Source organism: Sinosporangium siamense, assembly GCF_016863435.1.
GTDB lineage: Bacteria > Actinomycetota > Actinomycetes > Streptosporangiales > Streptosporangiaceae > Sinosporangium > Sinosporangium siamense.
Genome location: NZ_BOOW01000042.1, coordinates 17,613 through 37,516, shown reverse-complemented (window position 1 = coordinate 37,516; position 19,904 = coordinate 17,613). Strand labels below are relative to the sequence as shown.

At 71.1% G+C, this 19,904-nt stretch carries 12 protein-coding genes; 8 read left to right on the top strand and 4 right to left on the bottom strand.

Annotated features, from left to right (window positions below):
- Positions 1 to 41: 41 nt before the first annotated feature.
- Positions 42 to 1,034 (top strand): helix-turn-helix transcriptional regulator, encoded by a 993-nt coding sequence (locus Ssi02_RS31025; protein WP_204031131.1) that lies wholly within the window; start codon positions 42 to 44, stop codon positions 1,032 to 1,034.
- Positions 1,035 to 1,118: 84 nt separating this feature from the next.
- Here Ssi02_RS31025 and Ssi02_RS31020 read toward each other — a convergent pair whose 3' ends face one another.
- Positions 1,119 to 1,640: a maleylpyruvate isomerase family mycothiol-dependent enzyme gene (locus Ssi02_RS31020; protein ID WP_204031130.1), complete on the bottom strand. Its 522-nt coding sequence runs from the start codon at positions 1,638 to 1,640 to the stop codon at positions 1,119 to 1,121.
- A 357-nt stretch (positions 1,641 to 1,997) separates the two neighbouring features.
- Between Ssi02_RS31020 and Ssi02_RS31015 the strand changes: the two genes are divergently transcribed.
- The 7 genes from Ssi02_RS31015 (at position 1,998) to Ssi02_RS30985 (ending at position 11,975) form a co-directional block, all read left to right on the top strand.
- Entirely contained in the window at positions 1,998 to 3,128 is a 1,131-nt protein-coding gene (locus Ssi02_RS31015; RefSeq protein WP_204031129.1) for an ROK family transcriptional regulator, read from the top strand.
- Complete coding sequence (locus Ssi02_RS31010; protein WP_204031128.1) at positions 3,125 to 4,408, top strand: ABC transporter substrate-binding protein; 1,284 nt, start codon at positions 3,125 to 3,127, stop codon at positions 4,406 to 4,408. The genes Ssi02_RS31015 and Ssi02_RS31010 overlap by 4 nt, the downstream gene beginning before the upstream one ends.
- Positions 4,409 to 4,410: 2 nt before the next feature.
- A complete protein-coding gene (locus Ssi02_RS31005; protein WP_204031127.1) occupies positions 4,411 to 5,310 on the top strand; it encodes a carbohydrate ABC transporter permease in 900 nt (299 codons plus the stop codon).
- On the top strand, positions 5,307 to 6,134 hold the full coding sequence (locus Ssi02_RS31000) for a carbohydrate ABC transporter permease (protein ID WP_204031126.1): 828 nt from the start codon (positions 5,307 to 5,309) through the stop codon (positions 6,132 to 6,134). The genes Ssi02_RS31005 and Ssi02_RS31000 overlap by 4 nt, the downstream gene beginning before the upstream one ends.
- 6 nt (positions 6,135 to 6,140) lie before the next feature.
- Positions 6,141 to 7,730 carry a glycoside hydrolase family 13 protein gene (locus tag Ssi02_RS30995; RefSeq protein WP_204031125.1) on the top strand — a complete coding sequence of 530 codons (1,590 nt, stop codon included), beginning with the start codon at positions 6,141 to 6,143 and terminating at the stop codon, positions 7,728 to 7,730.
- Complete coding sequence (locus Ssi02_RS30990) at positions 7,727 to 9,949, top strand: discoidin domain-containing protein (RefSeq protein WP_204031124.1); 2,223 nt, start codon at positions 7,727 to 7,729, stop codon at positions 9,947 to 9,949. The genes Ssi02_RS30995 and Ssi02_RS30990 overlap by 4 nt, the downstream gene beginning before the upstream one ends.
- A 61-nt stretch (positions 9,950 to 10,010) precedes the next feature.
- Complete coding sequence (locus tag Ssi02_RS30985) at positions 10,011 to 11,975, top strand: discoidin domain-containing protein (RefSeq protein WP_204031123.1); 1,965 nt, start codon at positions 10,011 to 10,013, stop codon at positions 11,973 to 11,975.
- A gap of 413 nt (positions 11,976 to 12,388) precedes the next feature.
- Here the strand turns inward: Ssi02_RS30985 and Ssi02_RS30980 are convergent, their stop codons facing one another.
- From Ssi02_RS30980 to Ssi02_RS30970, 3 genes are all read right to left on the bottom strand, one after another.
- Positions 12,389 to 13,843, bottom strand: coding sequence for a DUF1349 domain-containing protein (locus Ssi02_RS30980; protein WP_204031122.1), 1,455 nt, complete (start codon positions 13,841 to 13,843; stop codon positions 12,389 to 12,391).
- A 194-nt stretch (positions 13,844 to 14,037) separates the two neighbouring features.
- The gene (locus tag Ssi02_RS30975; protein WP_204031121.1) at positions 14,038 to 14,223 is read right to left on the bottom strand and encodes a hypothetical protein; all 186 of its coding nucleotides are present in this window, start codon (positions 14,221 to 14,223) and stop codon (positions 14,038 to 14,040) included.
- 178 nt (positions 14,224 to 14,401) lie between these two features.
- Positions 14,402 to 19,867: an ATP-binding protein gene (locus Ssi02_RS30970; protein WP_204031120.1), complete on the bottom strand. Its 5,466-nt coding sequence runs from the start codon at positions 19,865 to 19,867 to the stop codon at positions 14,402 to 14,404.
- Positions 19,868 to 19,904 lie beyond the last annotated feature (37 nt).

Sequence of the window (19,904 nt, the reverse complement as noted above, 5' to 3'; positions counted from 1 at the left end):
GAGGACAGGTTGTGTCCTCTACTGCGGGAAGAATGGGTGTCATGCAGAAAACGTCCTCCAGGCTGCTCTCGCTGCTCTCGCTGCTGCAAACGCAGCGTGACTGGTCCGGCAAGGATCTCGCCGACCGTCTCGGCATCGCCACACGCACCGTGCGCCGCGATATCGACCGCCTGCGCGAACTCGGCTATCCCATCACAACCGTCAAAGGGCCGGACGGCGGCTACCGCCTGGAGGCCGGCGCTCACATGCCGCCCATGCTGTTCGACGACGGCCAAGCCGTCGCCTTGGCCGTCGCCTTGCAGACCGCGGCCACCGGCACCACCGTCGCCGAAGACGCCGCTCGCGCCCTGGCCACCCTGCGCCAGGTCATGCCGCCCCGCCTGCGACACCGCATCGACCTGCTGCGCGTCACCGCCGTTCCACCGCCCGCGGCTCCCGACGCCCCTCGGGTCGACCGTCGGATCCTGGTGGAGCTGAGCCGCGTCATCCACGGCCGCGAGGAGTTGCGCTTCGACTACACACCGGCCCCGAGCACCTCACGCGGCGACGTCCGCCGCGTACACCCCCACCATCTGGTCACCTGGCGTGATCGCTGGTATCTCGTGGCCTGGGACCTCGACCGCGAGGACTGGCGCACCTTCCGCGCCGAACGCATCAGGCCCCGCTCCCCCACCGGCCCCCGCTTCAGCCCGCGCGAACTCCCCGGCGGTGACGTCACCGCCTTCGTCACCGGCCGATTCCGCGGCAACGACGGCACCACCGCCTACTGGCCCTGCCAAGGCGAAGTCGTTCTCCACCTCCCGGCCGCCGAGGTCGCCCCCTTCGCGGAGGACGGCGTCGTCGTGGAACTCGGCCCCCGCCGCTGCCGGCTCACTCTCGGCTCCTGGTCGTGGACCGGCCTCGCCGCCGCCATCGGCCGCTTCGACACCGAGATCGAAGTCCTCGGCCCACCCCGGCTGGCCACGGCGTTCACCGACCTGGCCGCCCGCTACACCCGCGCCGCAGGCACCACAGGGACCGGTCCGACGCCCTGAGCACAACCGGCAGGTCAGGGGCGGCGGCCGATGAAGCACAGGAACGAGAGCTGGGCACCGGCGCCGCCTGGCGCCGGCACGCTCTCATCGAACGCACCTGTGGCCAGTAGTTCCGCGTGGTAAGGGAGGAGCCCGATGGGTCCGGGAGACGGCCTCGGGGGCGAGGGCTTCGTCGCCTCCGGTGGCGCGGGCCAGGTCCCAGGTGTGTCCCAGCAGTTCCAGGGCGCCGACGACGTCGACGGCCCGCTCGACCGGGACCGGCCCGAGCGGGCCGCCTGGCAGCTGCCCCGAGGCCAGGCCGGGGTCGCGGAGCATGGCCGTCATGTCGTCGCGGCAGGCGGGGAACGCGGCGACCAGGTCGGCACCGGGCTCGACGGCAGGCGCGTCGGCCATGGAGGAGACGCCGACGCCGTGCGCGGCGGCCGGCGGGGTCCCGTGAACGAAGGCGAGGATGCCGCGATGGCCGTTGACGACGTGCGCGACCACGTCGCAGGCCGTCCAGCCGCGGCAAGGGCTGCCGGCGTCCCACAGGTGGCCCGGGGTGGCCCGGATCCGGGCCAGGAAGTCCTCGGCGAGGAGAGCGTAGCGATCGGCGATATCAGACATGAAGGCATTCCTTTGGTTTGAGGGGAAAGTGGAGGAGCAGCTGCGCCGGGGCAGGTCAGCGGGCTTAGAGCCCGGCCAGGACCTCGTCGAGGCGACGCACGGCGCTGGAGTCCATCAGGTTGCGGGCACGCTGCCGGAGCGGGATGGGGGGACGGACGTGGAATGGGCGATGTTCACTATATATAGGTTTTTTCCTACCCGTTATGTCGATCATGAAGCTCGAGTCGCAAGCATGACTTGACCGAAACAGTCGAAGCCCACAGATCTTCACGAATGCCACATGCCGTGCTAACGTCACTTCATTCAAACTTTGAATGATGCCTCTGAAGAGGGCTGATGCGCGGATCTCTGAAACGAATGCGGTCTGACAACCGCTCCATGGTGCTCGACTACGTCGTACGGCAGGGCCCCGCGGCCCGGCTCGACATCGCAAAGGCGCTGGGGCTGTCCCCCGCCACGATCACCACCGTCGTCCGGGAACTCGTCGACGGCGGGCTGGTGGAGGTGGTGGACAGCGAGCAGACCACCGGCCGGCCACGCGAGCTGTTCGGACCCTCCGCGTCCAGCGTGCACGCAATCGGCGTGAAGCTCATGGCGCACCGGGTCGTCGGGGTCCGGGTCAACTATCGCGGTGAGGTCACCGGCGAGATGGAGCACGCCTACGACTCACGCGGCCCGCGCCCGCTGGACGCCCTCGCCGAGGTGCTGACCGCGTGGACGGGTGACCGCTCCGGGCTGCTGGGAGTCGGGATCGGGATCAGCGGCATCGTCGACGCCAGGCGGGGCCGGGTGGTCGGCGCGCCGCGCCTGGGTTGGAACGATCTAGACGTCGCCGCCGAGCTCTCCGACCGGCTCGGCACCCGCGTGCGCATCGACAACGACGTCATGGCACTCGCCCTGGCCCACGCGCTGTACGGCCCGGCCAGGCAGCACGACCACTTCATGATCCTCACGCTCGGCTCGGGCCTGGGCTCCGCCGTGATAGCGGCAGGAGCGGTGCAGCGCGGGGCACGCGGCGCCGCCGGGGAACTCGGCCACGTCACCGTGGACGCCGGCGGGCCCGAGTGCGGGTGCGGAGCACGCGGCTGCCTGGAGGCCTACGTCTCGGAGCCGGCGCTCGCGGCGGAGGCCGCCCGGGCGGGACTGGCGACGGACTTCGAGGACCTGCTGGACAAAGCGGCGTCCGAGCCTCGCGCCCGCGCGCTCTTCGAGCGGGCGGGAACCCGTCTCGGACGGGTCCTGCAGACGGCGGTCAACCTCGTCGACCCTGCCGTACTGATCGTCTCCGGTGAGGGTGTGCGCTGGTGGCCTCTGGTCGCGGACGCCGTCAGGGCCGAGCTCCGGCGCGCCAAAGCCGGAAGCGCGGGCTCGGTCCCGCTGATCCCCGACGACCTGGACGACCGGGGGTGGGCCCGCGGCGCGGCGGCCTGCGTCCTGTCGGCCCCCCTGGAGACGACAACCCCCCACACCAAAGAGAGGCAGAGATGAAGGGTCCATCGGCCGCGGTCCTCGCGTTGGCCGTGCTCGCCGCGGCGGCCGCGTGCGGCGCACCGGAGTCCGCCAAGAGCAAGGCCGCGCAGGCGGCGGAGGCGAAGCTGGAGGGCCGCGGCCCGATCACGTTCGTGGCGGGCAAGGATCCCTCCGGCAGCGTGCGCGCCATCGTGGACGCCTGGAACGCCGCCCATCCGCAGGAGAAGGTCGACTTCCAGGAGCCGACGTTCGAGACCGACCAATTCCGCGCGAAGGTGGCCCAGGCCGCCGAGGCCAAGAGCGACACCTTCTCGGTGATCAGCATGGACGTGATCCTGACCGGTGAGTTCGCCAAGCGCGGCTACATCGTGCCGCTGCCCGAGGAGGCGCTCGACCGGGCGGCCTTCCTGCCGGCCCCGCTGTCGACCGCGACGTTCGACGGCAAGTTGTACGGCGTGCCGTGGAAGACCGACACCGGACTCCTCTTCTACCGCAAGGACCTGCTGGAAAAGCACGGCGTCGAACCCCCCACGACCTGGGAGGAGCTCGGCGCGGCGTGCGAGAAGGTGGCCAAGGCCGAGAAGGTCGACTGCTACGCGGGCCAGCACAAGCGCTCTGAGGGCCTGACCGTCAACGTGACCGAGGTCGTCGCCTCGGCCGGCGGGGCGATCCTCACCGACGGCAGACCGACCGCCGACACCCCCGAGGCGGTCAAGGGGCTGACCTTCCTGGCGGACGCCTTCACGAAGGGCTGGATCGCCAAGGAGGGACTCACCTACGACGAGGAGATCGGCCGCGCCCGCTTCCAGAGCGGCAAGCTGCTCTTCCAGCGCAACTGGCCCTACATGTATCCCCTGGCCGACAAGAAGGGCGACGGCAACGAGGTCGCTGGCAAGTTCGGCGTCGTCCCCATCCCCGGGCTGAGCGGTCCCGGGTCGGCCGCGCTGGGCGGCCAGAACCTCGCCGTGTCCGCCTTCGCCAAGAACAAGGCGACCGCGCTCGACTTCCTCAAGTTCTTCACCGCCAAGGAGAACCAGATCAAGAACCTCCAGGTCGGCGCGCACGCCCCCGTCCTGGCGGCGGTCTACGACGACCCCGGGCTCAAGGCCGAGATCCCCTACCTCGCGACCTTGAAGGCGGCCCTCGACAAGGGCGTCTCCCGGCCCGCCGCCGCGCAATACCAGGAGGTGTCGGCCGCCGTACAGGCGGCGGGCGTCGCGGTGCAGCAGGGGGAGAAGACCCCCGAGCAGGCCGCCAAGGACCTGCAGGCGGCGCTGACCCCCCTGTTCACCAACTGATCATGGTCGATCCGCGTCAGGGGAGAACCGCGGTCCCGCTGGTTCTCCCCACCCTCCTCACCCTCGGCGTCGTGGTCGTCTTCCCGCTGTTCCAGGCGGTGCGCCTGTCGATGTACGGCGAGAACGCCGACCTCGACGTCGTCTTCCGGGGGATCGCCAACTTCACCGACTTCCTCGTCGGCCCCCTGTCCGGGCAGTTCTGGATCGCCCTCGGCAACACCACCCTGTTCACCGTCGTGTCGGTGACCCTGGAGCTGGCTATCGGCCTCGGCATGGCGATGGCCATGCACCACGTCGTGCGCGGCAGGGGCCTGCTGCGGGCGGCTGTGCTGGTGCCGTGGGCGGTCCCGACCGCGATGGCCGCCCTGCTCTGGAAGTGGATCTTCACCCCGCACGGCGTCGCCAACGCCGTGCTCGGCACCGACATCGTCTGGGGGGCCGAGGCGTGGGCGTCGCGGCTCGCCGTCGTCGTGGCCGACGTGTGGAAGACGGCGCCTTTCATGGCCCTGCTGATCCTGGCCGGGCTCCAGGTCATCCCCCGAGAGCTCTACGAGGCGGCCCGCGTCGACGGGGCAGGCGCCTGGCAGCGGTTCCGCCGGGTGACGCTGCCCATGATCCACGGCGCGCTGCTGGTGGCCGTACTCATGCGCATGCTCGACGCGCTGCGCGTGTTCGACCTGCCCTTCCTGTTCGCCGGCAGCGCCGACAACGAGGACCTCGTCACCCTGTCGATGCTCGGCTACAAATACGCCGTCCAGCAGGCCGACACCGGGTCCGGCTCGGCGGTGGCGCTGCTCACGCTCCTCTACGTCGCCGTGGTGGCCTACCTGTTCGTGCGGCTGCTGGGCGCCGACGCGCTCGGCACCCGCTCGGCGCGCAAGGCCGGGGGAAGGCGTTCATGAAGATCCGTACGGCACTGCGCGCCGTCACCGTCGTCGTGATCACGGCCTGGTGCCTCGGCCCGTTCGTGTGGATGGTGCGCACGAGCTTCACCACCGAACCCGAGGTCCTGACCGGTAACTCCCTGATCCCGTCCGCGCCCAGCACGGCCAACTACGAGGCGGCCTTCTCGGCTCAGAACAGCTTCCTGCGGGCGCTCACCAACAGTCTCGCCGTGGCCGGCATCACCACCGTCCTGGCCCTGATCATCGGCCTGACCTGCGCATATGCACTTGCCCGGCTGACCTTCAGGGGACGCAACCTGGTCCTGGCCGCGACCCTGGCGACCTCGATGTTCCCGATGGTCTCGATCCTCGCCCCGCTGTTCACCATCTTCACCGGGCTCGGCTGGATCGACACCTACCAGGCCCTGGTGCTGCCCAACATCAGCCTGGCGCTCCCCCTGGCCGTGTGGACGCTCACCGGGTTCTTCCGGCAGCTCCCCTGGGACCTGGAGGAGGCCGCGCTGGTCGACGGCTGCACCCGGCGGCAGGCCACCCGCAAGGTGCTGCTGCCGCTGCTGGCCCCCGCGGTGTTCACGACCGCGATCCTCGTGTTCATCACCGCGTGGAACGAGTTCATCATCGCCCTGACCATGACCAACCGGCAGGAGATGTTCACCGCGCCGGTGGCGATCGCCAACTTCACCGGCGAGATCACCCACCAGTCGCCGTTCCCCTCGCAGATGGCGGCCTCGGTCGTAGTGACCCTGCCGCTGATCGTGCTCGTCCTCATCTTCCAACGACGCATCGTCGCGGGCCTGACCGCCGGCGCCACGAAGGGATAGGTCATCGTGATCGACGAGTGGTGGCGGGACGCCGTCATCTACCAGGTCTACGTCCGCAGCTTCCGCGACTCCGGCGGGGACGGGGTCGGCGACCTGCCCGGGGTGCGGGCGGCTCTGCCGTACCTGAAGGAGCTCGGGGTGGACGGGTTGTGGCTCAACCCCTTCTACCCGTCACCACAACACGACCACGGTTACGACATCTCTGACTTTTGCGGGATAAATCCTGAATACGGGACGCTCGATGACTTCGACGCGCTGGTGGCGGAGGCGCACGCGCTGGGCATCCGGATCATCGTCGACGTCGTGCCCAACCACTGCTCGATCGAGCATCCGCTGTTCCTGGAGGCGCTGCTTGCGGGGCCGGGGAGCGCGGCCCGCCGCCGCTTCCACTTCGCCGAGGGGCACGGAGAAGAGCCGCCCAACAACTGGCGGTCGATGTTCGGCGGCCCGGCCTGGGAGCGCACGGCAGACGGGCAGTGGTATCTGCACCTGTTCACACCTGAGCAGCCCGATCTGAACTGGCGCCATCCGGACGTGCCCGCCCTCTTCGAGGACGTGCTGCGCTTCTGGCTGGACCGGGGCGTGGACGGGTTCCGCGTCGACGCCGCGCAGGGGCTGTTCAAACATCCCGCCCTGCCCGACGCCGAGGACCCGGCGGAGGAGGAGCGCGTCGGCGACGCCGCCAACGAGCTGGCCTGGAACCGGCCGGAGGTCCACGACGTCTACCGGTCCTGGCGCCGCATCTGCGACACCTACGCCGCGCGCGACGGCGTCGACAGGCCCCTCATCGGGGAGCTCACCGGCATCGCGCAGAACCACCTGGGCGACTATGTGCGGCCGGGCGAGATGCACCAGGGGTTCTACTTCGGCTTCCTGGACGCCCCGTGGGACGGCGCCGCGTTCCGCGCCGTCGTCGACCGTGGCCTGGCCAACGCCGCCGCCACCGGCTCGACGGTGACCTGGGTGCTCGGCAACCACGACCGGGTGCGGGTCGCCACCCGCTTCGGGGGCGGCGCGCCGGGCCTTTCCGCAGGGGATTTCGAGCGGGGTACGGCTCGCGCCCGCGCCGGGGCGCTCCTGGTGCTGGCGCTGCCCGGCTCCACCTACATCTACCAGGGCGAGGAACTCGGCCTGCCGGAGGTCGTCGACCTGCCGCTCAACCGGCTCACCGACCCGATCCACCGCCGCACCGATGGGGAGCGCCGGGGCCGGGACGGCTGCCGGGTGCCGCTGCCCTGGTCGGGCGAGGCTCCGCCGTACGGGTTCTCCACCTCCCCCGACCTCTGGCTACCGCAGCCGCCGTCCTTCGCGGAGCACACCGTCGAACGGGTGACCGCCGACCCCGGCTCCACCTGGCACCTCTACCGGGGGGCTCTTGGCCTGCGCCGGAAGGCGCTCGCCGGGGAGCCGGAGTTGCGCTGGCTCGACGCCCCGCCGGGGGTGCTCGCCTTCACCCGGGGAGACGGCTTCACCTGCGTCGTCAACTGCACGGACGCCGCCGTGCCCGCTCCCCTGCCAGGCGAGCCGACCCTGGCCAGCGGGCCGGTGCGGGCCGGTGAGATCCCCGCCGAAACCGCGGCCTGGTGGGTGCGATGACCTACTACGTCGACCCGGCGGGCGACGACTCCGCCGCCGGCACCTCCCCCGCGACCGCGTGGCGGACCCTGGCCAAGGTCAACGCCACCGGCTTCCTGCCCGGCGACACGGTCGCCTTCAAGGCGGGCGGCACCTGGACCGGGCAGCTCGCCCCCACGGCGTCCGGCGCGGCGGGCGCACCGATCACCTTCACGTCGTACGGCGACGCCGGGCGGGCGAGGATCGACGGCGCGGGGCGGGTGACGTCGGCCGTGTTGCTCGCCGACCTCAAACACGTGGTGCTCGACGGGCTCGACGTCACCAACACCGGTGCCTGCGGCGCCTACCGCAACGGCGTCAACGTCACCGCGCGGGACTCCGGCGAGCTGCCCGGCATCGTCCTGCGCAACCTCACGGTGCACGACGTCGACGGGCCCACCGGCACCCACGTGAACATCGGCTACGGCGGGATCCTGGTCAACGTGCGCGGCTGCGCCGTACCGACGTATTTCCGCGACCTGCTCATCGAGAACAACCACGTCGCCCGCGTGCCGTCCTACGGGATCGTGACGTGGAGCACGTGGATGCAGCGGGAGGGCTGGAACGCCCTGTGGGAGGAGCTCGGCATCCCCGCCGGCGAGTTCCGGCCGTTCACGCCGACCGAGGGGCTGGTGATCCGCGGCAACCGGGTCGAGGACATCGGCAACGGCGGCATCAACCCCAACCAGGCCAGGAACGTGCTCATCGAGCACAACACGGTGCTGCGCACCTCGATGCAGCACCGCAACGCCGCCGTCTGGTGGTCCGGCGTGGACGACATCGTCGTGCAGCACAACGAGGTCGCGCAGACGCACTACAACGGCCCGATGCAGGACTCCTCGGCCTTCGACGCCGACGAGTCGGTGCACGGCAGCCTCGTGCAGTACAACTACAGCCACGACAACGGCGGCGGGTTCTTCATGACCTGCTCGGCCCACGACGCGCCCACCGAGTCGGTGGTGCGCTACAACATCAGCGAGAACGACCGCGGCTACGTCTTCATGTTCATCGTCGCCAACACCGCACGCGCCGACATCTACAACAACACCGTCTACGCGACCAAGAGCACGGTGGACGAGCCGCTGCTCGGCATGGTCCACCAGGACGGGCTCAACCACACGGGCATCGCGTTCCGCAACAACGTCTTCGTCAACCCGCTGGCCGCGCCATATCACGCGAGGGACGCCGAATACTCCGGCAACCTCTACCACGGCGGTCCTGTGCCGGAGGACCTGGCCGCGGTCATCGGCGACCCGTGCCTCACCGCGCCGGGGAGCGGGCGGCACGGATATGGCCTCGGGGCGGGTTCGCCCGCCCTCGCCGCCGGGCGCACCGTGCTCGGGGACGGCGGGCGCGACCACTTCGGCGCCCCGCTGCCCGGCGCCGCGCCCGATCTCGGCGCGGTGCAGTCGGCCGCCGCCGCCACCTGGGACGGCGAGATCCTCGACCTCCGTGCCGCCCAGGTGGTCGACTCCGTCGAGCTGGCCGTGCCGTACGGGCGGGGCGCGCCCCCGGTGGACGTGCAGATCTGGGAGAGCACGGGCTGGACGACCGCGGTGAGCGGCGCCCGGCTGGACTTCGCGTCGGACACCGGGACCGTGGAATATCGGACCGTGCGCCTGCCGCACCCCGTCACCACCGGGAAGGTGCGCGTCGTCGCGGGCGGCCTCACGATCCGCGGTGTCCGGGCGGCCGGCGGCGGCTCACCGCCGGCACCGGTCGTCACCTCGTCGTACGGCACGAGCAAAGGCACCCTGCACCACATCGCCGACGGGTGGAGCGGGACGTCGTGGGCCAGCGCCAGGGGTGTCACGTTCCCGGGCGACGTGACCGTGTGCTTCCCCGCGGCGCGCCCGGTCGGCTCGGTCACGCTGTCGGTCTCACACGGCAGGGACCAGGGCGTCACCGGGCTCGACATCCAGACGTGGGACGGCTCTGCCTGGGTGACCCGGAGATCCGGCGTCACCCTCACCTGGGACTCCGACACCGCCACGGTGGAGTCCAGGACGATCACGCTGCCCGCCCCCGTGACGACGGAGCGGGTCAGGCTGATCGTCACCGCGGCCAACCTGGCCCACGGCCGCTTCGCCCTCCACGGGATGGACGTCGGCGCCGGGGGGAGGAACGCGGGCCCGCACGACATCGGGAGGGGCCACGACGCGATCGAGGGGCCTTCGCCCGTCGATTCGAGCGTCGCCTGAGGCGAACCGCGGCGGCTCCGCTGCGGTCGAACACCCTGTCCACGATTTGAAGGGAATGCCAGTGAAAGATGTTGATGCGCGGCCGGCTGGGCGGCGCCCGTTATCCCGCTTGTGGTCCCGCCGGCTCGCCACCGTCGCGGCCCTCATCGCGTTGCCCGCCCCGGCGCTCGCGCTCATGCCCGCGTCCGCGGCTGGGAGCGTGCCCACGGGGAACGTCACCTTCTCGTTGAAGGACGCGCCGGCTGTGCCGTACGCGCTGAACTTGAAGTGCGGCGGGCGGCCGGTGGCCCGGACGAAGCTCATGACGCCGGACCGCCGGGAGGCCACCGTGCCCCTGCGGATGAAGGGTGCCGCCGACCGCGACTGCACGGTAGAGGTGATCACCAACCGGGCCCGCGGCCACGTCAACGAGATGAAGGTCACGGTGAGGCAGGGGGGTGACGTCTGGGCGCGGGACACCCTTTACACCCCGCACAAGAAGGCGGAAACCCGACCCTTCACCCTGCCGAAGCAGGACGCGACGATCGAGCTCGCCGCGGCGTCCCTGCCGGAGAACCAGGCCGGCACCCCCCTGCGCCTGATGGCGTGGAACCTCTGGGTCGGCGCCACGCTCAACCGCCAGGACACCACCCCCACGGGGGAGAACCTCACCCAGGCGATCGAGTATCTCAACGAGGTCGAGCCCGACGTGCTTTTCGTCGTCGAGGGATACGGCTCCGGCACCAAGGTCCTCGACGGGCTCAACGCCGGGCGGCCCGCGAACGACCGCTACACCGGTGTGCAGATCACCCAGCAGCCGGACTACAGCGCCAACGGCGACAACCTGTGGCTTTACACCAAGCTGAAGGTCGAGAAGGTCTATCCGCGTACGGCCGAGCCCGATCTGAGCTCGTTCAACTTCGGCGGCGCGAAGCTGCGCCTGCCGGACGGCAAGCACGTGCACGCCTTCAGCATGTGGATGTGGCACCTGAGCTACGCCTACGGTGACACCCACGCCGCCGCCGTCGAGAACATCCACGGGTTCCCCCGGACCAAGACCAACGAGCAGATCGTGGCGGGCGACTACGAGCGGCGCATGGCCATGGGCCGGACGCTGTTCGAGAAGGCGCTGCCCGCCTACATCGGCAACGACGACGCCCCGGTGCTCCTGGGCGGCGACCTCAACGCGTGGTCGCACCTGGACTGGACCCAGCAGTTCGCGAACGCCCGCGGGCACGGCGGGCTGGTGCTGGAGTGGCCGCTGACCAAGTTGTTCACCGACAACGGCTTCACCGACGCCTTCCGTTACGCCAACCCCGACGCCGCGCGCTACCCCGGCCGGAGCTGGAGCCCGGTCAGCGGTTATGGCGCCGTGCCCGCCCGCATCGACTACATCTTCACCCGCGGCCGGGACGTCGAAGTGCTCGGCTCCCGCACGGATGTCCGCCGCCTGCCCCGGCACCAGGGCATCTCGCTGGACCCGGCGTTCCCGTTCTACTCCGACCACGGGGCGGTCGTCTCCGACATCCTGATCCGCGGCAGCGGCACCGGCCAGCAGCGGCCGGTCGTCGCCGAGACGCCGGAGAACGCCCCCGGCGTCTGGCCCGCTCCCCCGGCCGGCACGCGCGTCCCGCCGGCCGAGCTCAGCGCGACCGCCTCCACCTTCAAGCCCGGCGTCGGCGACCCGAAGAACGCCGTCGACGGCAACCTGCAGACCGACTACCACTCCGACTACCCCGTGATCGCCCCGCAGCCGCACACCATCACCGTCGACCTCGGGCGGGTGCGGCAGCTGTCCGCGGTCCGCTTCCAGCCCAAGCTGCGGGTCAACATGAACGGCACGATCCTCAAGGGCGTGGTCCAGGTCAGTGAGGACGGCACCGACTTCACCGACGTCAAGCGGGTCGAGTGGCCGCGCATGACGGCGCCGAACGACGTCGACATGAACGGTGTCCGGGCGAGATATGTGAGACTTCGCGCGGACTACGGCATGGGCGGCGCCTCCGCCTTGGCCGAGATCATCCCCTACGAGGTTCCGCAGAGCTAACCCACAACAAAACCGTCGGCGTCACACCACCGGCGCCTTCCGGCCGCGACTTCGCCCGGCCGGGAGGCGCTCACTCTTTTTCTGGGTTCACGGCGAAATGATGAAGCCGATCCGCACATAGGGAGGGTTGTCCAAGTATTTCGCCGACCGAGGAGAGCCGGGCATGGGGATCGCCCGTGAATGACGAACTAGCGGCCAGGTTCGAGGCCGTCTATCGGGATACATTTGGCCGGCTCACGGCTTATGCCGTACGCCGGTGCACGTCGACGACCCCACGTGCATCCGCCTCCTCGTCACCGAAAAGCGCTTCGACAAGAACCCGGTGTACGGCGGACCGCGCGACGACATGACCCGCGATTAGCCCCACCCCGGCCCGCCGCCTCGGGAGGCGGCGGGCCGGGGCGCGTGATCGCTCACGTCGGGTTTCTCCGGCCGCCGGCCGCCCAGTGGGCAAGGGCGGCATACGCGCACAGCACCCCGAAACCGGCCCACGGTGACAGTGGGAAGTAGCCCGTCATCGGGAGGTAGAACCCCTGCACGTGCGCGTACTCGCGTAGGCTCTGCTGGATCGCGAAACCCGCCGCGGGGGTGAACGTCAGCAGCCACTCCCCCAAGCCCGCGAGCGCCAGGCCGTAGGGCACGAACACCACCGTCACGGCCGCGGCGATCGCCGCGACGCCGCGCCCGATCAGTGCGCCCAGTGCCAGGGACAGCACCGCGACGGCGGCGAACAACAGGCCGGTCCCGACGATCACCTGCAGATATGCCGGCAGCTCTGCGGGCAGTGGATGAACGCCCTTGGGTGGCAGCATGGTCAAGCTCATCGGCACCACGACGGCGGCGGGGATCACTCCGGCGAGGAAGGCCAGCGTGCCGATCACCACCGACTTGGCCGCCAACCCGGCGCCGGGCCGCCCAATCGGGCCGCGCCTGTGCCCGGCGGTCGCGAACGTGACCGCCACGACGATCATCGGGATCAGTCCCGCGAACCCGCCGACGAGCGTCCTCTCGATGGGCTGGCCCTCCGTGCTGGGGGCGATGTCGCCGACCCCCGTCACGATGAACCTGTCCCCCGAGCGGGTGAAACCTCCCGGGTGGTGCGGTGTCACGCCGTCGGGTTCCATCGAGACGCCGATGTCGTCGCTCTTCCAGGTGCCGCGCTGCGGGCTGACCTGGTCGAAGACGGCGGTGGCCGCGGAGAATCGCGACTCGGTCGCTCCGCCGTTCATCGTCAGCGCGCCGGGCGATGCGGCGAACAGCCCGATCTCCACCGTTTCCGGCAGTCCATCGAGTCGTGCCCTCCCCACCTCGGTCCACTGCTTACCGTCGGGCGACTCGAACCCGGTCAGCGTGTCACCGGCACGGGTCAGCCGCAGCCACCGCGGGCCGCCCCCGGCCGAGCCCGCGGTGTCCTCGGTGAAGTTGTGCTGCATCCGCACGCCGTGCTCGGCGGTCAGCATGACCGCCGCGTACTGTGCACCCTGCTTAATGCCGTCCTTGACCATGACCCCGGCCTTCGCCCACGGCACAAGCCCTGGGACGGGCGGCGGCCCGCCTCCTGTGCCGGGTGGCGGAGGCTCCTTGATCCGTCCCGTCATCGAGTTCACCCGGGTGGTGATGCTTCCGTCGCCCCGCAGCGATTGATGGACGAAGTAGAACTTGTCCTCCACAGCTTGTCCGCCGGGTCCGAGGAGGGGCGGCGGGCAGACCTCCTCGAGGGTGTCATGCCCGCCGCCGGACCTTCCGCAGGTGGCGTGGGCGGTGACGGCGAGTGTCAGCCCCAGCAGCAACGGGATCAGCGCCGCGACCGCCATGCCGATCACCCGGCCTCGGCTCGTCCCGAACCTGGCCCATTCCTCGCGTATCACGACGCGGCCTCCGGGGAAGCCGTCGCCCGGTGTGATTCCGGGGAGGAACTCGGGGTTCCGAGGGCGGGCCGGCCGACGGGCCCGGCCACTTCGATCGCTGCTTTCATGGCGGGCAGCCTAGGCAGCCGCCCCCGGCGGGAGCCTCACGCCGCGGAGCCATCTTCCGCATCGCTGACGTCAGGGACGACGATCCCTCATTCGAGGGACGGCGGCTGCCGGCCCTTCGCCCCCCCGAGCTCGCCGTCGCCTACTTCGACGACCATCTCCAGAAGGCCGTGGAGCACGCCGCCGACATCGCACACCTCGCCGCCGGCGGCTGTTTCCAGCGGAGGCGGCTCGCCCGCCGGCGCCGACGGGCGCGGCGGCCACGTGTCGGCCACCGCCGCCGGCGGCGAGGGGCGGCTCCCGTCTGACCGAGGCCGGAGGCTGAGATCCATCTCAACGTGGGCATGGCGGAACGCCGCCCCGCGCCGGTCAAGGCTGGGGCGGCGTTCGCCGTACAGGGCATGTCCGGGTTCGTGCCGCTACACCAGCACGAACCCCAAACTAGGCGCCGGATCAGCGCAGGCGCGCCTCGATCGCCTCGATGATCCGCGGGCGCATCTCCGCCGCGCGGATGACCGCGTCGACCGAGCCGACCTCCACCGCCCGGTGGATGTTGTGCACCCGGTCGAACTCGGCCGCGACCTCGCCCAGCTTCTCCGCCCGGACCGACGAGCGGAGCTCGTCGAGTTCGGCGGTCAGTGTGGCGCGGTCGGCGCCCGCGGCGGCGGCGACGCGGGCCTCCAGGTCACGCACGCGCGGGTCCGCGGCGGTGCGGCGGTTGACCTCGCCCGAGAACACCACCGCGGCGGCGGGGGCGCCGCCGAGCACCGACGCGAACGAGCCTTCCAGGGCGAGCACGGTCATGTTCGGGTTCAGCGCCTTGGAGAAGACCACGAACGCGCCGCCGTGGTAGCGCGAGATCACGCAGAACACGATGGGGCCGCGGAAGTTCACGACCGCGCGGCCGATCTCCGCGCCGTATTCGAGCTGCAGACTGCGCATCGACTCGGGTGAGCCGTCGAAGCCCGACAGGTTCGCCACGACCACCAGCGGCCGGTTGCCGCTGGCCGCGTTGATGGCGCGTGCGGCCTTCTTCGACGAGCGCGGGAACAGGGTGCCCGCGGTGTAGGTGTCGGGGCCGTCGGTGGGCGGGAAGCCGCGCCGCGGCACCGCACGCGACTCGATGCCGAGCAGGCACACCGGGATGCCGCCGAGATGCACGTCCTGCACCACGGTGGTCTCGGCGTCGGCCATGCCCGCCCAGCGCTCAAGCACCGGGTGGTCCTGGTCGGACAGCGCCCGCATCACGGTCCGGATGTCGAAGGGCTTCTTGCGGTCCGGGTTGGCCTCGGCGGAGAAGATCTCGCCGACCGTGGTGAAGTCGCTGCCCGCCACGACATGCGGGTAGCCGGAGATGTCGCGGTCGACGGGGTCGCTCGTGGGCGCCCGGCGCGGCGCCGTCTCGCCGGGCGCGATGTAGGTGTGGTCGTAGTAGGACATCACCACGTCGCGGGCGGCGGTGAGGTTGGGCGCCCAGTAGTGCGCCTGCCCGTTCGGGCCCATGACCCGGTCGTAGCCGCCGATGCCGAAGTTGTCCTCGGCCGACACGCCGCCGGAGAAGTCGAGCGACTGCTTGCCGGTGAGCACCATCGCCGAGTCGGGGGTCATCACCAGGATGCCCTTGGTGTGCATGAGCATCGTCGCCTCGGCGTTCCAGTACGGCTGAGCCCCGACGGTGATGCCCGCCACCACGACGTTGATCTCGCCGCCGTCCTGGGTGAACTCGACGATCCGCTTAAGCGCCGCGGCCACCCAGTCCATGTTCTCCGTACCGGATTCCATGGAGATGCGGGCGCCGGCCGACAACGCGTACCACTCCAGCGGCACCCCCATCCGCTCGGCCAGGTCCAGCGCGGCGATCACGCGGCGGCACTCCGGCTCCGACAGCGCACCGAGCGACTTGGTCGGGTCACCGAGCAGCACGACGCGGGTGACGCCCTGCGGGTGACGCCGGGTCGGCGTGGTGACGACGCCCGCGACGAGGGCCGCGGTATTGCGGCCCTTCGGCCGGTCGACCGGCACCAGCGTGTGGTTCTCGTCGAGGTCGTATTCGGCGAAGTGGCCGAGCAGGGCGGTCAGCTCGTATGGATAGACGGTGTTGCGGCTGCTCGCGCGGAGCACCTTCTGCCGGTAGTCGTCGAGCGGCTCGATCGGCTCGTCGGAGGGCGCGCCGATGGTGAGTTCGGTGCCGCCGGTGGCGTCGTAGGCGATGCGCACGGCGACCTTGGTCAGTTTGCCGGTCTTCCCGTCGCGCTGGCGTGCGATGAAGAGGATCTCGTCCAGCCCGGTGCCCGCGGTCGTCGGCAGCACACGCCCGGCGAGCGTCTCCAGCTCGGCGCGTGTGATGTCGCTCGGCGGCCAGACGTAGATCACGATCCGGTTGGTGTTGAGGCGTGTCCTCGACGGCTTCCGCGACTGGGCCCGGCGGATCGAGTCGAGACACGCGGCGACGGCGTCCTCGGCGGTCGGCAGGGCGACGAGCCTGCCGTCGTGCTCACGCAGCTCGGTCAGGTCGCGCACCTGGGTGAACGCGACGAGGCGCTCGTCGGACGGGTTCTCCCGCGCCACGCACTGGAACAGGTAGACCTCCTCGTCCGCCGAGGGCAGACGGGTGAGGTCGAACTTGCTGAGCCGTTCCATCTGCATCCGCTGCGCGATGTAGGGGTGCAGGCCGCGGATCAGGCGCTCCTCGGCCATGCCGTCGGCGGACGGGCGGAACGTGAAGTGGTGGTGCATCACCGCGCCGCGGCTGCCCGCGACGGTGGTGGTGAGCCTGCGGACCTGCGGTGGCAGCGGGTGCGCGCTGACGACCTCGTGCAGCGCGGCGGCCATCGCGCCGGCGTCCTCCGGCTGCCCCTCCCAGGCGAGGTAGATGTCGGCGTCGACGGCCTCCTCGCCGCTCGCCAGCTCGGCGAGGCCGCGCAGGGCGCAGCCCAGCGCGTCGAAGCCCACCGCGGAGGAGACCACGCACGAGTCGGCGCGCTCGGCGACCACGAAGGTGCAGTCCGCCTCTTCCCTGGTGCGGACGCCGGTGAGGCCCTTGTTGCCGTAGTAGCGCCGGGTCAGGACCTCCAGCATGATCGAGTTGTCCAGGTCGTCGCGGAGCAGCCGCCGGCCGAGCAGCCGCACCAGCGGCTCGGTGCTGCGCACCATCTCGGCGATGCGCTCGGCGCGGTCGGGCGAGTCCGGGTGGGCGTCCAGGTGGCGCAGGTGCCTGCGGACGTTGGCGTAGACGCGGGCGCGGTTGCGGCGCAGCAGCGGCTGGCCGAACCAGGCGAACACCACGCCGCGCGCGAGGTCCGCGACCACGGGGAAGCGGATCTGAGTCGCGGCGATCAGCCGCTCCATCGTGAGACCGACGGGCTCACGCAGCGTGGCGTCCGGCGGCGGCTCGCGCAGCCATGCGCGCAGGAGGGTGGCGACGACCGCGGCGTCGGCGGACGCGCGCTGCTGGGCCAGGAAGATCCGGAAGACCGCCGCCTCAAGCTCGGCGGTGAGGTCGAGTCCGGTGACGCCGTAGTGCCCGAGCGCCTTGGCGAGCTTGGCCTGGAACACCTCCGGCAGCCCGGCGCGCTCGACGTCGAGGCTCTGCAGGTAGGTGTGGAAGTATTCGCGGGCGCTGTGCACGTGGCTGTCGACGCCGCCGTCCTCGCCCGCCGGCCGGTTGCGGCTCAGCTCGGCGAGGTCGGCGAACGCCTCGACGAGGGGGAACTCCTCGGCCAGCGGCCGGTGGCCGCCGTCGATGGCCTCGCGGCGCGCCGCGAGGTAGTCGTCGAGCACCCGGCTGTCGTCGTGCGGGTCGACGTCGAAGCCCAGCAGCAGGCTGTAAAGGTCTTCCTGGCCGCGCGTCGTGCGTTCCCGCACGGGGACGGTCGCGGGTGCGGCGGGCAGGTCCAGCTCGGCGGTCCCGGTCGCCGACGTGGCCTCGGCGGCGCCCTCGTCGTCGGCGAGCGGCTCAAGGCGCAGCAGCGGGGCCCCGGTCTCCACCTGGCTGCCCACGGACACGGCGCATTCCTTCAGACGCGCCTTGAACGGCGCCCGCAGTACAGTCTCCATCTTCATGCTTTCCAGCACCATGACCGGCGCGCCCGCCTCGACCTCGGCGCCGACCGCCACCGGTGTGGCGACGACCAGTGCCGGCGCGGGCGAGCGGACGACGCCGCCCTCGTCGCGGCCGACCCGGTGCGTCACGCCGTCGACCTCCACCAGGTGGATCGGCCCGTGGGTGTCGGTGAGCAGGCGGTAGCGGGTGCCGTTGACGAGGATCTGGCCGGTGTGCCGGTCGAAGCGGTCGAGCTTGACGTCGGCGGTGCGGACCTCGCCGCCCGCCTCGACGCCGACCCGGAACCGGTGCGGGCCGATCCGCGCGACCCGCACGCGGTAGCTCGCGCCGCGCAGCTTGAGGTCAAGGGGCCTGCCGCTCTCGTGGCGCACCTGCGGGCGCCCGCCAAACGCCGTCGACAGCAGCCGCTGCCGCTCGGCCCGCTCCTCCTCCTCATATGCCTCGATGGCGGCGGCGGCCAGCGCGACACCCGAGTGCCGGTGAAGAACGAGCCGGCCTTCGCCGCGGACGCGGTCGATCCAGCCGGTGTCCGCACTGGCGTCGATCACCTCGGGCTGGTCGAGCAGGTCGAGCACGAAGCTCTTGTTCGTCGCCCCGCCCTCGATGATCACCATGGTCTGCGCCATGGCGCGGCGCAGGCGGCCGAGCGCCTCGTCGCGGTCACGGCCGTAGGCGATGATCTTCGCGATCATGGAGTCGAAGTCGGCGGGGATGGTGTCGCCTTCGGCGACCCCGGTGTCCACCCGGATGCCGGGCCCGGCGGGCAGGTCCAGCCGCACGATGCGGCCCGGGGCAGGCGCGAAGTCGCGGTCGGGGTCCTCGGCGTTGAGCCTGGCCTCGACGGCGTGCCCGCGCTCGACCGGCGGCTCGCCCACGAGCCTGCCGCCGGCGGCCACGTGGAGCTGCGCCCTCACGAGGTCGAACCCCGTGGTGGCCTCGGTGATCGGGTGCTCGACCTGCAGGCGGGTGTTGACCTCGAGAAAGGCGAAGATCTTCTCGACGGGGTGGTAGAGGAACTCCACGGTGGCCGCGCCGCGGTAGCCGACCGCGAGGGCCAGCCGCTCGGCCGACGCCTTGAGCTCGGCCACCTGCTCGGGGCCGAGCACCGGGGACGCCGACTCCTCGATGACCTTCTGGTTGCGTCTTTGCACCGAGCAGTCCCGCACGCCGAGCGCCCACGCGGTGCCCGCGCCGTCGGCGATCACCTGGACCTCGACGTGCCGGGCGCCGGTGACCATGCGCTCAAGGAACACGACACCGCTGCCGAAGGCCCGCGCGGCCTCTTGGCTGGTGCGCTCGAAGGCGTCGGCCAGCTCGTCGGCGCCTTTCACGACGCGGATGCCGCGCCCGCCGCCGCCCGCGGTCGCCTTCAGCATCAGCGGGTAACCGATCCGGGCCGCCGCCGCCAGCGCGGCGTCCAGGGTCTCGACCGCGCCGCGGCTCCACGGCGCGACCGGCACGCCGACCTCTTCCGCGATCAGCTTGGAACCGATCTTGTCGCCGAGCTTGCGCATGGCCTCCGCGCCCGGCCCGACAAAGGTGACCCCGATCTCCTCGCACAACTCCGCGAACGCCGGATCCTCCGCGACAAAGCCCCAGCCGACCCACGCGGCGTCGGCCTCGGTCTCCAGCAGCGCACGCTTCAACGCCTTGAGATCGAGGTACGGCCGAGCCGACGCGGGCCCCAGCTCGTAGGCGAGGTCGGCTTCGCGGACAAAAGTGGCGGCGCGGTCGACGTCGGTGTGCAGGGCGACGGTCTCGATCCGGGTGCCGGTCTCCGCGGCTATGTCTCGTACAGCATGGATGAGCCGCATGGCGGCCTCACCGCGGTTGACGATGGCGACACGACTGAACACCCGACCGGGCCTTCCTCTAGACGACAAAACGGCGCCG

What these genes read in the sequence shown, in the direction of transcription:
- Ssi02_RS31025 (WP_204031131.1), top strand. Translation starts at nt 42, where the DNA reads ATGCAGAAAACGTCCTCCAGGCTGCTCTCGCTGCTCTCGCTGCTGCAA.
- Ssi02_RS31020 (WP_204031130.1), bottom strand. Translation starts at nt 1,640, where the DNA reads ATGTCTGATATCGCCGATCGCTACGCTCTCCTCGCCGAGGACTTCCTG.
- Ssi02_RS31015 (WP_204031129.1), top strand. Translation starts at nt 1,998, where the DNA reads ATGCGGTCTGACAACCGCTCCATGGTGCTCGACTACGTCGTACGGCAG.
- Ssi02_RS31010 (WP_204031128.1), top strand. Translation starts at nt 3,125, where the DNA reads ATGAAGGGTCCATCGGCCGCGGTCCTCGCGTTGGCCGTGCTCGCCGCG.
- Ssi02_RS31005 (WP_204031127.1), top strand. Translation starts at nt 4,411, where the DNA reads ATGGTCGATCCGCGTCAGGGGAGAACCGCGGTCCCGCTGGTTCTCCCC.
- Ssi02_RS31000 (WP_204031126.1), top strand. Translation starts at nt 5,307, where the DNA reads ATGAAGATCCGTACGGCACTGCGCGCCGTCACCGTCGTCGTGATCACG.
- Ssi02_RS30990 (WP_204031124.1), top strand. Translation starts at nt 7,727, where the DNA reads ATGACCTACTACGTCGACCCGGCGGGCGACGACTCCGCCGCCGGCACC.